The organism is Bacillus sp. ABR, from assembly GCF_056172715.1.
Genome location: NZ_JAOYSL010000001.1, coordinates 883,166 through 897,122, shown reverse-complemented (window position 1 = coordinate 897,122; position 13,957 = coordinate 883,166). Strand labels below are relative to the sequence as shown.

The 13,957-nt window shown below is 40.1% G+C and carries 14 protein-coding genes; 5 read left to right on the top strand and 9 right to left on the bottom strand.

From position 1 onward, the window contains the following. The first annotated feature begins 170 nt into the window (after window positions 1-170). The 3 genes from OIT90_RS04555 (at window position 171) to OIT90_RS04545 (ending at window position 3,361) form a co-directional block, all read left to right on the top strand. Window positions 171-1,400 carry a PucR family transcriptional regulator gene (locus tag OIT90_RS04555; protein ID WP_039181162.1) on the top strand — a complete coding sequence of 410 codons (1,230 nt, stop codon included), beginning with the start codon at window positions 171-173 and terminating at the stop codon, window positions 1,398-1,400. Window positions 1,401-1,510: 110 nt separating this feature from the next. Next, entirely contained in the window at window positions 1,511-2,647 is a 1,137-nt protein-coding gene (gene ald / locus OIT90_RS04550) for an alanine dehydrogenase (RefSeq protein ID WP_034282594.1), read from the top strand. A gap of 117 nt (window positions 2,648-2,764) precedes the next feature. Further along, window positions 2,765-3,361 carry a biotin transporter BioY gene (locus tag OIT90_RS04545; protein WP_034282595.1) on the top strand — a complete coding sequence of 199 codons (597 nt, stop codon included), beginning with the start codon at window positions 2,765-2,767 and terminating at the stop codon, window positions 3,359-3,361. Window positions 3,362-3,400: 39 nt separating this feature from the next. Here OIT90_RS04545 and OIT90_RS04540 read toward each other — a convergent pair whose 3' ends face one another. The 3 genes from OIT90_RS04540 to OIT90_RS04530 form a co-directional block, all read right to left on the bottom strand. Further along, window positions 3,401-4,177, bottom strand: a complete 777-nt coding sequence (locus OIT90_RS04540) for a sporulation protein (RefSeq protein ID WP_039181164.1) — start codon at window positions 4,175-4,177, stop codon at window positions 3,401-3,403. Window positions 4,178-4,336: 159 nt separating this feature from the next. Beyond that, window positions 4,337-5,665, bottom strand: a complete 1,329-nt coding sequence (locus OIT90_RS04535) for a Na+/H+ antiporter family protein (RefSeq protein WP_024425962.1) — start codon at window positions 5,663-5,665, stop codon at window positions 4,337-4,339. 140 nt (window positions 5,666-5,805) lie between these two features. Continuing rightward, a complete protein-coding gene (locus OIT90_RS04530) occupies window positions 5,806-7,296 on the bottom strand; it encodes a leucyl aminopeptidase (protein ID WP_474892295.1) in 1,491 nt (496 codons plus the stop codon). A gap of 324 nt (window positions 7,297-7,620) precedes the next feature. Here OIT90_RS04530 and OIT90_RS04525 point away from each other — a divergent pair, with 324 nt between their 5' ends. After that, complete coding sequence (locus OIT90_RS04525) at window positions 7,621-8,097, top strand: divergent PAP2 family protein (protein WP_474892294.1); 477 nt, start codon at window positions 7,621-7,623, stop codon at window positions 8,095-8,097. A 40-nt stretch (window positions 8,098-8,137) separates the two neighbouring features. On the opposite strand, the gene OIT90_RS04520 is transcribed toward OIT90_RS04525, so the two are convergent. The 4 genes from OIT90_RS04520 to OIT90_RS04505 form a co-directional block, all read right to left on the bottom strand. Next, window positions 8,138-8,782 carry a 3D domain-containing protein gene (locus OIT90_RS04520; protein WP_474892293.1) on the bottom strand — a complete coding sequence of 215 codons (645 nt, stop codon included), beginning with the start codon at window positions 8,780-8,782 and terminating at the stop codon, window positions 8,138-8,140. 99 nt (window positions 8,783-8,881) lie between these two features. Beyond that, window positions 8,882-9,202, bottom strand: coding sequence for a YuiB family protein (locus tag OIT90_RS04515; protein WP_039181171.1), 321 nt, complete (start codon window positions 9,200-9,202; stop codon window positions 8,882-8,884). Window positions 9,203-9,283: 81 nt separating this feature from the next. Continuing rightward, window positions 9,284-9,409: a YuiA family protein gene (locus tag OIT90_RS04510; RefSeq protein ID WP_158333015.1), complete on the bottom strand. Its 126-nt coding sequence runs from the start codon at window positions 9,407-9,409 to the stop codon at window positions 9,284-9,286. 135 nt (window positions 9,410-9,544) lie between these two features. Beyond that, on the bottom strand, window positions 9,545-10,762 hold the full coding sequence (locus tag OIT90_RS04505; protein ID WP_200900219.1) for an NAD(P)/FAD-dependent oxidoreductase: 1,218 nt from the start codon (window positions 10,760-10,762) through the stop codon (window positions 9,545-9,547). Window positions 10,763-11,153: 391 nt separating this feature from the next. Here OIT90_RS04505 and yumC point away from each other — a divergent pair, with 391 nt between their 5' ends. After that, on the top strand, window positions 11,154-12,152 hold the full coding sequence (gene yumC / locus OIT90_RS04500) for a ferredoxin--NADP reductase 2 (RefSeq protein WP_039181175.1): 999 nt from the start codon (window positions 11,154-11,156) through the stop codon (window positions 12,150-12,152). Window positions 12,153-12,198: 46 nt separating this feature from the next. On the opposite strand, the gene OIT90_RS04495 is transcribed toward yumC, so the two are convergent. Further along, complete coding sequence (locus OIT90_RS04495; RefSeq protein WP_024423352.1) at window positions 12,199-12,405, bottom strand: hypothetical protein; 207 nt, start codon at window positions 12,403-12,405, stop codon at window positions 12,199-12,201. A gap of 177 nt (window positions 12,406-12,582) precedes the next feature. After that, complete coding sequence (locus tag OIT90_RS04490; protein WP_474892292.1) at window positions 12,583-13,953, bottom strand: reverse transcriptase domain-containing protein; 1,371 nt, start codon at window positions 13,951-13,953, stop codon at window positions 12,583-12,585. Between the last annotated feature and the right edge of the window lie 4 nt (window positions 13,954-13,957).

Genomic DNA, 13,957 nt, shown 5'->3' with positions numbered 1-13,957 from the left:
TTTACTACGTTATTATTGTACTATTTCTTTTTCATCGTGCTTCAACATCCACTTGCTTGCTTCTCACACTTTTTGTTTTTTTAAGTTTATGGCAGTTTTTTGTTGATTTACGTACCTCATTCTCTTCATAATGTAAGTACGTGAAATATTCGAAAAAGCAGGGGTTTTTTATGACAAAAAAGACAGATCCGTTTAAGTATAGTCTTGATCGTTTAGAGGATGTGGCAGACCAAATAAGTGATGTGCTCAATTGCCCTATTACTATAGAAGATACTCATCATCGATTATTGGCATATAGCACACACAATGATTTTACTGATCCCGCCAGAACTTCAACCATTATCTCCCGCCGGGTACCGGAAAAAGTCATCAATCGGCTTTGGAAGGACGGCATCATCCCTACACTCCTTAAAACAGACGAACCGCTTCGTGTCCCTCAAATTGCAGAGGTGGGTTTATCTAGCAGGGTCGCCATATCCATCTGGAAGGACAAAGAAGTGCTCGGATTTATTTGGGCGATTGAATCTACGCAGCCATTTTCAGAAGAAGAAATGGACCTTCTCAAAATGGCAGCACATGCCGTGAAAAACAAATTACTCAATTTACAAATTCGAAAAACGAAAACAGAGGAACGCAATCAGGAGCTTTTCTGGAAGATGCTTACGGGTCATATTCATGAAAAGGATGAGATGCTCGACCTTTTTTTAAGACTTGGCATCAGATGTCCAGACACATATGCCATCATCATCTTCCGTCTTCGTGACGAACTCACAGAGGAGACAGAAAAAAAGCTGTCCTATCTGCTTGAAACAACACAGCAAGTACAGGTATTGTTAACGACTGTTGATTTTCACGAATTCATTATTCTTGTCTCACCAAAAACAGAACATCCGCTTCAAGATATTAAACAATTCACAAGCGGCATGCTGCAGCAACTTGCGGACCGGTATCATATTCAGCATGTTCAGGCAGCAATTGGAGGAATTTACGATAACATCTCTCAAATTCAGCCTTCCTATAAAGAAGCACTGGCTGTATTAAAAACGAAAGAACGCTTTCCAGTTGAAACAGAACGTTTAAACAGCTTTTCTGAACTAGGCATTTATCAATATCTTGATGTGCTTGCTGAGAAGCGAAAGGGCTCTTCTTACTCCAGTTACTCTTTATCGAAGCTGGAGGATTACGACCTGAGGCATCATTCCAACCTTGTCGAAACACTTGAACGGTTTATTGACTGTGACAGCAATGCCAATATTGCCGCAAAGCAATTAAATATCCACATCAATACCTTAAATTATCGATTAAAACGGATTACAGACATCGCAGAAATTGATTTAAAAAACATGAATGAGAAAATGACGATATACCTTGATATGAAGCTAAAAAACGTCCATTTGTGAAATTTCACAAAGAGGCGTTTTTTTATTTTTTATTTCAACCGAAGAATTTTCTAAACTTTCAGGATACACTAGACATACAATATGAATAGATAAGCATAGGAGGAATAAACATGATCATCGGCATTCCGAAAGAAATTAAGAACAATGAAAACCGAGTGGCATTAACACCAGGAGCAGCTTCTCAATTGCTTTCAGCTGGACATCAGATTTTGATTGAAACAAACGCTGGTTTTGGAAGCGGATTCACTGATGACGATTATGTATCTGTTGGTGCAGAGATTCTTGATCAGGCGAAAGATGTATGGGCATCTTCTGATATGATCATGAAAGTAAAAGAACCATTACCTGAGGAATATCCTTATTTCAGAGAAGGACTCATCTTATTTACGTACCTGCATCTAGCCGCAGAGCCCTCCTTGGCTGAAGCATTAAAACAAAAAGGCGTTACAGCCATTGCTTATGAAACCGTAACGGACGGAAAATCACTCCCTCTTCTCACACCTATGTCTGAAGTAGCAGGCAGAATGGCCGCTCAAATAGGTGCACAATTTTTAGAAAAGCCAAAAGGCGGAAAGGGTATTTTACTTGCAGGTGTACCAGGGGTATCAAGAGGAAAGGTCACCATTATTGGCGGCGGAGTTGTTGGAACAAACGCAGCGAAAATGGCAATCGGACTTGGCGCAGATGTCACCCTGATTGATGTAAATGCAGAACGCCTGCGTCAGCTGGACGACCAATTTGGCCATCAAATGAAAACGTTAATGTCCAACCCTGTCAACATTGCAGATTCAGTCAGTGAAGCAGATCTTCTCATTTGTGCTGTGCTGATTCCTGGTGCCAAAGCACCGACACTTGTGACAGAAGAAATGGTGAAACAAATGAAGCCTGGTTCTGTCATTGTAGATGTAGCGATTGATCAAGGCGGCATTGTCGAAACCATTGATCATATCACAACCCATGACCAACCTACTTATGAAAAACACGGCATATTGCATTATGCTGTCGCCAACATGCCAGGTGCGGTTCCGCGGACATCAACTGTTGCGTTAACGAATGTCACTGTTCCATATGCACTGCAAATTGCGAATAAAGGCGCTGCTAAAGCCATTAGAGAAAACAACGCCATCGCAGAAGGCGTCAATGTCATGAACGGACATATCACGTACGAAGCGGTTGCTCGTGATCTCGGCTATGATTACGTACCTGTCAGCAAAGCCATCGATGCCACTTTTATGACTGAAGCTTAATCAACTACCTGCCCTCTTGATGGGCGGGTTTTTATTGTTAACTTAAAATAAAAAAAAGTTGACAAAATTTCTTCTTCCCCTTAATCTATTTGTACAGATAAGACAGGGGGAAACATCATGCAAAAGAAGACACGAACTGCTGACTTTGTGCTAGTCGGAATGTTTGCTGCACTCATGGCTATCGGGGCCAATATCACATCCATTGTGCCGTTTTTACAGGTGGGCGGAATTCCACTTACGATGCAGCCGTTTTTTTGTGTGCTTGCCGGTCTCTTACTAGGCAGACGGCTCGGGGCATTAGCTATGATTGTCTATGCCTTGGTTGGAATTGCTGGTGCACCAGTATTCGCTCAGTTCTCTGCGGGCTTTGGGGTCATTTTAGGCAAAAGCGGCGGCTTTGTATTATCATACATCCCTGCTGCCTGGCTTGCCGGATTCATTCTAGAAAAAAGAAAAAACCCTGGCTTTGGCCGCTTTTTGCTTGCAGCCATTGCTGGTACGACCGTGATGTATGTGATTGGAACGACCTATACATACCTCGCATTAAATGTATGGCTCAATGCACCGATTTCCTATCAAACCACATGGTTCTTTATGATCTGGTTTATGGTAAAAGACTACGCATTGACTATATTACTTGCGATGCTGGCACCTAAAATTTATCGCTCTGTATCCAAAGCCACATCCTTTCGAAAACAAGAAGCTGTATCATAGAAAAAAGAGCCTGTCATCATTCAGGCTCTTTTTTCATCGTTACTCAGCGTATTGATCTATGATTTGTTCTAGCATTCCTTCAAGCACTTCTACATTTTCAAGATCTGATGGACTGAAGCGGTAGCGCGCAAGCTGTTCTCCTTCATTATACATCTCTTCGAGCCATCCTCTCAGGCCTCTTGCTCTGCGGTCGACTTCAAAAACAATGTCTAAGCCGCCTTCATCTATCAGAAAAATCAGCTCTAGCTCATCAAGCATATAGCGATAGTAGTCTGATGTCGGAATGAACTCGAATTCTTGGACGAATGGCAGGCGCCGCTGAAAGTAAGGTGCTTGCTCACAGTCTGCTTCGTTCAGGTGGAAGCCAAGATTTCTAGTGGCCTGCAGTACATTTCTCACCCAAGGATGTGCTTCAACGAAAATGCGGTCATAGTCAGATTTATCGATTCCGCCTTGGATATCAAGGTCTGTCTCCACTGCAATTTCTACTTTTCCGATCGTCATCGGGGTATCAATAGGAAGAATAAATGAAAACGGAAATTCATGCTTTTCTCCAGGCTGGATGGTAAAAGAATCCGCCACCCGGACAGAATGGATGTTGGCATATTTTCTACGCTCTTCATCATCTTTTACAATCACATACTGTGTTTCAATTTTAACATTGATATGACGGATTTCCTGAGAGATTTTCCCGCCCTTTACATGGACAGTTCCCTTTACTTCTTGTCCTGGATAATAAGCGTTTTTCTCTAAAATGGTATCTACTTTTGCTGCACCAATCCCAGCACTTGCCGCTAGCTTTTTAAAAAATGACATATCCCATCTTCCCCTTTTCATTTTTATCAGCATATATACGTAAGATAGAGGAAAAAAGATTCATTTAATTCATACTTTTGTCCTAATTATTTTTTCATCTACGAACAACAAAAAAGCTTATAGAAAAAACATCATCGTTTTCTCTACAAGCTTTTCATTTTACAGAATAATCGCCGCCAGCCAGCCGAACAGAACAAGCGGAATATTATAATAGATAAAAGTCGGGACACAAGTTCCCCAAATGTGGTGATGCTGTCCATCCATATTCAATCCAGATGTTGGTCCAAGCGTACTGTCACTTGCAGGTGAACCTGCATCTCCAACAGCCGCAGCAGAGCCAATAATGGCAATGGTGGCCATTGGACTAAATCCTAAGTGTAAGCAAAGTGGAACAAAGATGGTTGTAATAATCGGAATCGTTGCAAATGATGATCCGATCCCCATTGTCACAAGCAGGCCGACAAGCAGCATTAAAATCGCTGCAAGGCTCTGGCTGTTGCCGATAAATTGGGAAGATGCTTTGACAAGAGATTCAATGTCTCCTGTTTTTGTTAAAACGTTGGCAAACCCAGCGGCAACAAGCATGACAAAACCGATAAATGCCATCATATTCATTCCAGATGTAATAAGTTCATCTGCTTCATCGCGTTTCATCATTCCAGTCACAAACAAGACAAGCAGTCCTGCGAGTGCACCGAAGATCATTCCTTCCACACCAAGGCTTTGCGATAGATAAAGCTGGACAATCAACGAAACGAGAATAGCAAGACCGGCAAAGAATAAGCTTTTTTTCGTATAAGCCGATTTCTCTACATCTGTAATTTCACGATTCTCATATACCTTCGGCTTTCGATATACAAAAATGGAAACGATCAAGCCAAGAACCATTCCTGCTACAGGAATCAGCATCGCATACGGAATATCTGCAAGGTTTACGGTCAGACCCGCTTCCTTCATATTGTCACGAAGCATTCCGTGGAAAATCTGTCCAAAACCGACTGGAAGTAATATATATGGTGCAGTGAGTCCGAAGGTAATGACACACGCTAGCAGTCTGCGGTCAATCTGAAGCTCGTTAAACACCTTTAATAACGGCGGAATGAGGACTGGGATAAAGGCAATGTGAACAGGAACGACGTTCTGTGAGAAACAGGACACGATCAAAATGACAAGAACGATGAGCACTTTTGATAGTGTTTTCCGTCTTGAATCGCCTTCTTTTCCTAGAAGCTTCACTGCTCCTTCAACCATGGCATCTGGAAGACCTGTTTTCGTCAGCGCCGCAGCAAATGCCCCTAATAACGCATAACTAATCGCCACGGTTGCATTTCCTCCGAGTCCATCCGTAAAGGCGTCCACTGTTCCTCCCAAGCCTAATCCACCTGCAAGTCCGCCAGCTAAAGCACCTATGGCCAGCGCAATCACGACATTGACCCTCAGCAAGCTTAATATCAACATTAAAACAACCGCTAAAACAACTGCATTCATGGTGAAACCTCCGAAATCCTTTAGTTTACTAATGTAGTAGATAATTAAAGTACCAACGTATGTTACCATAGAAAAAAAACTTCGTCAAATGGCGTATGTCCTACATAAAAAAGCTCTGCCATCCGGCAGAGCCTTATTCTTTATTTTGTTCCTTCAAATCGTTCCACAAATGTAGCAAGTGATCTTACCATCACACCTGTTGCCCCTGTTGGCCCAAAGCATGAAGGTTTTTCTGTTGTTACAGTTCCTGCAATATCTAAGTGAACCCAAGGCGTATCCTCTGCGAATTCACCAATGAAAGCACCTGCCATGATCGCATGACCATCACGGCCTGGTGAGTTATTGAGATCAGCCATTTTGCTGTTTCGTACTCGTTTCTTATCTTTTTCCGTGATTGGCAGCTGCCAGATCATTTCACCGCATTCTTCTGATGCTTCTTTAAACTGAGCGTACAGCTCATCGTTATTGGTCATTACGCCTGTTGTCTCATTTCCAAGCGCCACAATGACACCGCCTGTTAATGTGGCCACATCTACAAGGACAGAGGCACCGTGCTGCTTCGCATATGTCACCCCATCTGCTAAAACAAGACGGCCTTCTGCATCTGTATTGAGCACTTCGATTGTTTTCCCGCTTAGTGACACAATGACGTCGTCTGGCTTCATAGCGTCTGCGGAAATCATATTATCCGTTGAGGCGATGACCGCAATGACATTTTGCTCTGGGCGAAGTTCCCCGATGATTTCCATTGCGCCTAAAACAGAGGCTGAGCCGCCCATATCTGTTTTCATGCCAACCATACTCGCTCTTGGCTTTAAAGAGTAGCCGCCGGTATCATACGTGATGCCTTTACCGACAAGACCGATGACGTCTGTCCATTCTTCCTTGCCTTGATATTTCAGCACGATGAGTTTTGGTGGTTCTGTTGAGCCTCTATTGACGGCTAAAATACCGCCCATTCCGAGCTCTTCCATTTGTTCTTTATCTAAAATTTCAATCTCAAATTCATATTTATATGCAAGCTCTGCCGCATACGAAGCGAGATCAGAGGATGTGAGCATGTTCGGCGGCATATTCACAAGGGTACGGGCCGAATTGACTGACTGTCCGTATACTTCCCCGACTTTCAGACTCGCTTGAATTTCAGCTTGATCATGCTCCGTCGTTGCATAAACAAACTCGATAAAGCGATCTGGTTCATTTGTTTTATGTTTAAAATCCTGCAATTCATATGTAGCTAAAAGGCAGCTTTCAGAAAGGGCATGGGCTGCATCTTGAGCAGGCAGATCCTTTCCAACAAACGTATCCAGCAAGACAGAAACCGCTTGCTTTTTATCTTGATGAAGCTTTTTAAATAAATGGGCAAACACTTCTTTTGCCTCTTCAAACGTGTAATCTGATTCCTTCCCAAGCCCGACAAAATAAATGCGTTTGATGCCTGTTTCAGGGGATGGGAAAAACTTCGAAAGCTGATTTCGTTTGGATGAAATGTCGCCTTCTTTTAATAATTCAGTGATTCTTCCTTCAAGTAATTCATCCATTTCTTTTGCTTTTCCTGATAATTGGCTCTTTTGAAAAAGTCCGATCGCCAGTGTATCTTTATGCTGCAATTCATTTGTCGAGAAAAACATATTTATCACACGCTCCTTAATGAACTCCATTTTTCACATTGGAACTTCTATTATATCAAAATTTGCGTGCCTATACGATCATTGCCAGTCTGTCTTTACTTGATGAACATTTATATTTTCACACGTGGAAGGGCATCATGAAAAAGCACCGAAAACCTAAGTTGCCTGTCCGTGTTCTCCTCGTTCCACATCTAGTTTCTTTAATGTTATAATGAACATGGACTTGGCAGCATTTTTTACTGCTATCATTTTTTCATCATACTAGGATTTTTAGTTCATCATTTCGCACGATATTTTTTCTTAAAGAGAGGATGTTTCTTGTTCATGAGCGTACTGACGAATTTTCCGCTGCTTGCCAGCCTAGCAGCCATCTTTTTTGCACAATTTGTAAAAGTACCGATTCAATTTATTATTTCTAGACGACTAGATTGGTCGCTCATTACAAGCACAGGCGGAATGCCAAGTTCACACTCCGCAGCAGTAACAGCACTCTCCACAGCAGTGGCTTTAGAGCACGGGCTAGATACATCTATCTTTGCCATTTCCGCCATCTTTGCCATTATTACTATGTTTGATGCGACAGGCGTTCGCAGACAGGCAGGAGAACAGGCGACTGTTCTCAACAAGCTCGTAACAGATTTTAACCGATTTGTTTCCGAAGCAAAGAATTTCCCAAATGTGGAAGAAAAAGAAAAGCAAAAGAAATTAAAAGAGCTTCTTGGTCATAAGCCGATTGAAGTCTTCTTCGGCGGCTTAACAGGGATCTTGCTGACACTCATCTTAGATTATTACTTCATGTAGAAGCGAAAAAGCTTTGGACCTTAAACGGCCCAAAGCTTTTTTATTCTTTATTGGCTTGAAACTGCTGACGGAATACTTGCATCGATTCTGCTTCATTGAGCTGATTTAAGTCTTTTTCCGTTAACGTCCCTTCACCCTTTTTGATGATATACACATCGAGCACTTTTTTACCCCATTCTCTATACACATCATCAACGGTTTCATAGTATAAATCAAGCTTATGACCTTTAATGGCTTTCCCGGTATCTGCAACGACACCGTAGCCATAGTTTGGGATAAACAGCACCGTTCCAATCGGAAAAACGGATGGGTCGGCTGCCACTGTTGAATATAAATCACGTTTCACTTTGACGCCTGAATATGTAATGCCATATGCATGATGTTCCTTCGTTTTGCCTGTTGATTCCACACCTGCTGTATAGCCGGTTGCCACAACCTTCTGCTTCGGATAATCGTTCCAATTAAACGCTTCTTCGAGAGAAACAGATCGCGAATCTTCACTTTTGAGTGCCATCGCTTCCCTTTTTGGCTGCTGAAAAAAAGAAGACACTTGCTTGCCCGCATCGGTCTCTTTCACCCATGCAGCTAAATCACTTGGTTCGACTCCAGATATGCCCGTAAAGCTTGTCAAAAGTGCAATCATGAATAGCGCTGTCATGAACAATCGTTTCATCCATGTTTTCATCTCTATTTGTCACTCCTCTACCCATCTATTTGTTTCCAAACAAAATGGAAACTATGCAAAGGAGAAACAAAAAAACCCACTTGCGTGTCCACAAGTGAGTTAAAACATTTGATACCCTCTTTTTCGAAGTGCATTAATGACAAAACCTGATGCGATCGCACCAATCAGGCCGCTTAATAAGATGATGATATCTGCCGCAGCGAGTGAGACGATCCGGTCTCCTATTCCTGAAAAAGCAGTGCCAGGCTCTCTTACATAAGCGATCATCTTTTGATTGTTAATAATGAAAAGGCATACAATTGGATATAAAATAGCCATAATCCATGACATTCTCAGCAGCATATTGAGCAAAAAACCAATGCCAAAGAATAACACGAAAAATAAAATAACTGAAATGATAACGACTGGTAAACTGATCACTTCATCTCCACCCCCAAATATCCCATCATTAGTTTAACTTGGAAATAGAGATGAAGTCAATCAATGGAAAAAGCAGATCGATTAACGCTTCTTTCCTGTCCCTTTACATTCCTCACACGTTTCAGATCCGCCGAGCAATAGCTGAAAATACCCTTTTCCTGAACAATATTGACAGGCTGATGTTTTTTCCTTTGTTTGTGCATTCATATTGCCCACTCCTTAATCTAAATTTTCTGATAATTCATCATAACATATTTTTCTGTCCAGTACCAAGTGAGAAAATATTCCGTCAAACATGAAAAAACGTGTACCACAGGGATACACGTTTTTGTCTATATCGGTTTAGAAGAACTTGAATTTTCCTTTTTTCAGAACAAGTCCTGGTCCGCCAACCATGAATAATGAACGGTTGTCGATGATTTTTTTCATTGCAGAAGCTTTTGTTCCTTGAAGTTTTTTACCAAACGCAACACCTACAGCGTCGTGTTCACCAAGAGAAGCAACTGTTCCTTTGATGTCTGGCTTAAAGCTTTCAAGAGATCCACCTTTTACTAGTGCTGCAAGGTTTTTCGCTACTGTCTCACCTTGCTGCATAGCGATTTGTGCAGTTGGTGGGTATGGACGGTTGATTTCTTCATTGATAATCAATGAACAGTCACCAATGATGAAGACATCATCATTTTCTGGTACACGAAGATCTGGAGAAACTTTTACGCGGCCGCGCATGTTTTCAAAACCAGCTTCTTCAACGATTGGGTTACCGCGTACACCTGCAGCCCAAACAACAGTTGCAGCTTTGATTTCTTCTGTATCATCGTCTTTTCCAACAATGATACCTTCAGGCGTACATTCTTTGATCGCTGTACCGATTTTGAACTCAACACCTTTACCTTGAAGGTAGTTCATCGCATAGTCGATCAATTCTGGATCGAATCCAGGAAGAGCTGTTGGCGCAGCTTCTACACAGATGATACGCACGTCTTTTTGATCAATGTCATACTCTTTGCAAAGCTCAGGCACACGGTTTCCAAGCTCACCAAGGAACTCAATACCTGTGAATCCTGCGCCGCCGACAACGATTGTCAAACGCTCTGGACGTTTTTCAGCATCCGTATTATACGTTGCAAATTGAAGCTCGATGTGCTCACGAAGCTGACGAGCAGAGTTGATGTTAGAGATTGAGAATGCGTATTCTTTCAATCCTGCAATACCAAATGTTTCAGGAACAGCACCAAGTGCAACAACAAGGTAGTCATAAGAAAGTTCGCCATCTGATGTCACAACTTTCTTCGCATCCTTATCAATGCTTTCAACTGTTGCTTGTACAAAGTTGACACGGGAACTGTTAATTACATCTTTGATTTGATAACGACAGCGGTCATGATGAAGTGTACCTGCACTTGCTTCATGTAACCATGTTGTTTCGTAATGATAATTATGCTTGTTCACAAGAGTAATATCCGCATCATTTGTGCCAAGCTGTTTTGTTAATCTTGTTACAGTCATTAATCCGCCATAACCTGCACCTAATACAACGATTTTCGGTTTATTCACTGGAATCACATCCACCTTTTTTAAATTTGCTGTAAAACGGATAAAGAATTACATATCGTTATTCTCAACCGCTTTGCGGCATTTTATGAAATTTAAACAAAAAAATAAGTTTGTGAAAATCTGAACTTTCACCTACATAAAACGAAAGCATTTGACCGTATCCGACAAAAATTCATAAAAAATTAATATTTAGTTCCCTTAACAATAATAGCGAGTTCTGCTCCAATTTTCAAGGCTTTAAACTGAAAATCCTTATGATAAACGGTCTTTCTCACTTTTTCCTCCTTTTCAAAGCTTCAGCATCAAAAAACGACAAGTTTTTCAAAACAAGTCAAACGACGATATGTGGTATGATATGATATAGTGATAACAATTTTCATTTGGGAGGATTAAAGGAATGCAAGAAGATTCTAAGGTATATGACATTACCGTTATCGGGGGCGGCCCAGTTGGATTGTTTACTGCGTTTTACGGAGGCATGAGACAGGCAAGTGTGAAAATCATTGAAAGCCTTCCTCAGCTCGGCGGTCAACTATCCGCTCTTTACCCTGAAAAATATATTTATGATGTGGCTGGTTTCCCAAAAATCCGCGCACAAGAATTAGTTGATAACTTAAAGGAACAAATGGATAAATTTGATCAAACCATTTGCTTAGAGCAGGCAGTTGAAACAGTTGAAAAGCAGGCAGATGGGATCTTTAAACTTGTCACAAATCAAGAGGTTCATTACTCTAAAACGATCATCATCACAGCTGGTAACGGTGCATTTCAACCGAGAAAGCTTGAATTGGATACAGCAGAATCATTTGAAGGAAGCAACTTGCACTACTTCATTAATGACTTGAACCAATTTGCCGGTAGACGCGTGGCCGTTCTTGGCGGCGGGGACTCTGCGGTGGATTGGGCACTCATGCTTGAACCAATCGCAAAAGAAGTATCCATCATTCACCGCCGCGATAAATTCCGCGCACATGAGCACAGTGTAGAAAACCTGCACAACTCGAAGGTCAATGTACTGACTCCATTTGTGCCAACTGAGCTCATTGGTGAAGACCGCATTGAACAGATCGTGCTAGAAGAAGTCAAAGGCGACAAAAAACAAGTGCTTGATGTGGACGACGTGATCGTCAACTTCGGTTTTGTTTCCTCCCTTGGACCAATCAAACAATGGGGCCTTGAAATCGAAAAGAACTCCATCGTAGTGAAATCTACAATGGAAACAAACATTGAAGGCTTCTATGCGGCAGGAGACATCTGTACGTATGAAGGAAAAGTCAAATTGATTGCAAGCGGATTTGGTGAAGCACCAACTGCTGTCAACAATGCGAAAGCCTACATGGACCCGAAAGCCCGTGTACAGCCTCTCCATTCCACAAGCTTATTTGAAAACAAATAAGAACGGATCAAAAAAGGAGTTCCCACTCGCGGAACTCCTTTTTCGTTTATTTAAAAACCCCAATATAGGCATTTGCCATTCCAAGTACCATTGCAGCAAGCAGCACCACAACAATCCCTGCCACAACCAAAATCACCCGATCCTTCACACGTTCCTTTTTCGGAAGCGGCTTCTCAATCCCGCAAGATGGACACGTTTTGGAACGATACGGAATCAATTCATGACAGTTCCTGCAATTGATTTGTTCACTCAAACCTCAGCAACCTCTTTTCTCACTACAGTTTATGTTTGGTTTTCATGATACTCTTTTCGAGTGGAAATAGCCAGTTGTTCGGGCAAGCTGTAACAAAATTGAGCGATTTTGAAATCTAAAAATTCATTTCCTTTAAATTTATTATAAAAGCTAAGTAAGATGGGATCCAATAAGGTTCTAGGAAATAATACTAGAAATATCTTTTTCATATTCTAAAATTGGTTTATAAACCAATTTACTATAAATTTTTTCTATGTTGCGTTCGTTATTTAAATCTTTATTGGGTACCTTAAAGATACTCTCCAACAGTGCTTTTTTTTCTTGAACATTCAAATCATCAGGTCTATGTATATAAGTACTCTCTTTAAAATTATATTTTATTTCATTAAAGGCTTTTGAAAACTTTTTTATCTTCTTTTTATCTATATGATCCAATTGAAATTTATCCAACAAATTTCTGACAAACCAGTCTAAATGATATAAAAATTCTGTATCCTCCATTTGAGAAAAATAAAATAGCCAACCATATCTGAATTCTTTAGTTTTATCACCGTTTACCTTACTGCTAATAGAGCCTGTTATCTTATTATTAATTGTAAAGATAAATTGTTCAGGTGACATTCTCTTAGAATGTTTATATTTCGCGAATATTTTAACTATTGAATTCTCAAATCGTTTACTATTTGATTCTTTAACAGTTAATTTTGGTGTACCATTAGACGAATTTTTTAAAGCATAGCCTAAAAAATTAAAACCGTTCTCTTTAATATCACCTTTTTCTTCTTTATCAATATTTAATTGAAGGTTATAAATTCCTTCCAATTCATACTTAATTTCTTTATAAACTTTTTTAAAATTTTCCTCTGTGCACATAATTATAATGTCATCAACATATCTAATATATTTTAGGTCTTCTCTTTCTTGAAAATCTAAATCTAAATTATGCAAATATATGTTTGCCAAAATATTTGATATTGACAATCCTTGGGGTACCCCCTGGGTGATTATCTCCTGAGTTTTTCCACCATCACCTAAATATGTCGGTGTTGTTATTGCTTCTTTAATTAAAGATAGGATTTCTTCTTTCTTAATCTTTTTCTTTAATTTATCAATCAGTATTCCATGTCTTATATTTCCGTAAAAATCAGAAATATCCAATTTAATAAATTTATTGAATTTATCCTTGCAATTTTTTATATCTTGAATACATTCTTGTGGTAATGGCTGTTTTATTTCACTAAATGTATTAGATAAAACCAAGTGTAACGATTTCAAAACAAGTTTGTCTCTAAGAGTAGGTATTGAAATAAGCCTCGGGTATGAATTTCTAGATTTTAATATTAGTTTTTCCTTATAAGCAGTAAATTTATATGTACCCAAAGTGACTTTCCTATTTATAATTTCAAATATTTGTTTTTGATTTTCCACAAAATTATTATAAGTCATCTTATCTATACCTAGTGCACTATCATGTTTAATATAAAGTTTAAATACCTCTTCTAGCTTATAAATAGAATAATATTTTTTAAACTCACTACTCGCTGACAATTAA

Coding starts and splice junctions, on each gene's coding strand:
- OIT90_RS04530 (WP_474892295.1), bottom strand. CDS start 7,296: ATGTTTTTCTCGACAAATGAATTGCAGCATAAAGATACACTGGCGATC.
- OIT90_RS04555 (WP_039181162.1), top strand. CDS start 171: ATGACAAAAAAGACAGATCCGTTTAAGTATAGTCTTGATCGTTTAGAG.
- yumC (WP_039181175.1), top strand. CDS start 11,154: ATGCAAGAAGATTCTAAGGTATATGACATTACCGTTATCGGGGGCGGC.
- OIT90_RS04545 (WP_034282595.1), top strand. CDS start 2,765: ATGCAAAAGAAGACACGAACTGCTGACTTTGTGCTAGTCGGAATGTTT.
- OIT90_RS04525 (WP_474892294.1), top strand. CDS start 7,621: ATGAGCGTACTGACGAATTTTCCGCTGCTTGCCAGCCTAGCAGCCATC.
- OIT90_RS04520 (WP_474892293.1), bottom strand. CDS start 8,782: ATGAAAACATGGATGAAACGATTGTTCATGACAGCGCTATTCATGATT.
- OIT90_RS04510 (WP_158333015.1), bottom strand. CDS start 9,409: ATGAATGCACAAACAAAGGAAAAAACATCAGCCTGTCAATATTGTTCA.
- OIT90_RS04535 (WP_024425962.1), bottom strand. CDS start 5,665: ATGAATGCAGTTGTTTTAGCGGTTGTTTTAATGTTGATATTAAGCTTG.
- ald (WP_034282594.1), top strand. CDS start 1,511: ATGATCATCGGCATTCCGAAAGAAATTAAGAACAATGAAAACCGAGTG.
- OIT90_RS04540 (WP_039181164.1), bottom strand. CDS start 4,177: ATGTCATTTTTTAAAAAGCTAGCGGCAAGTGCTGGGATTGGTGCAGCA.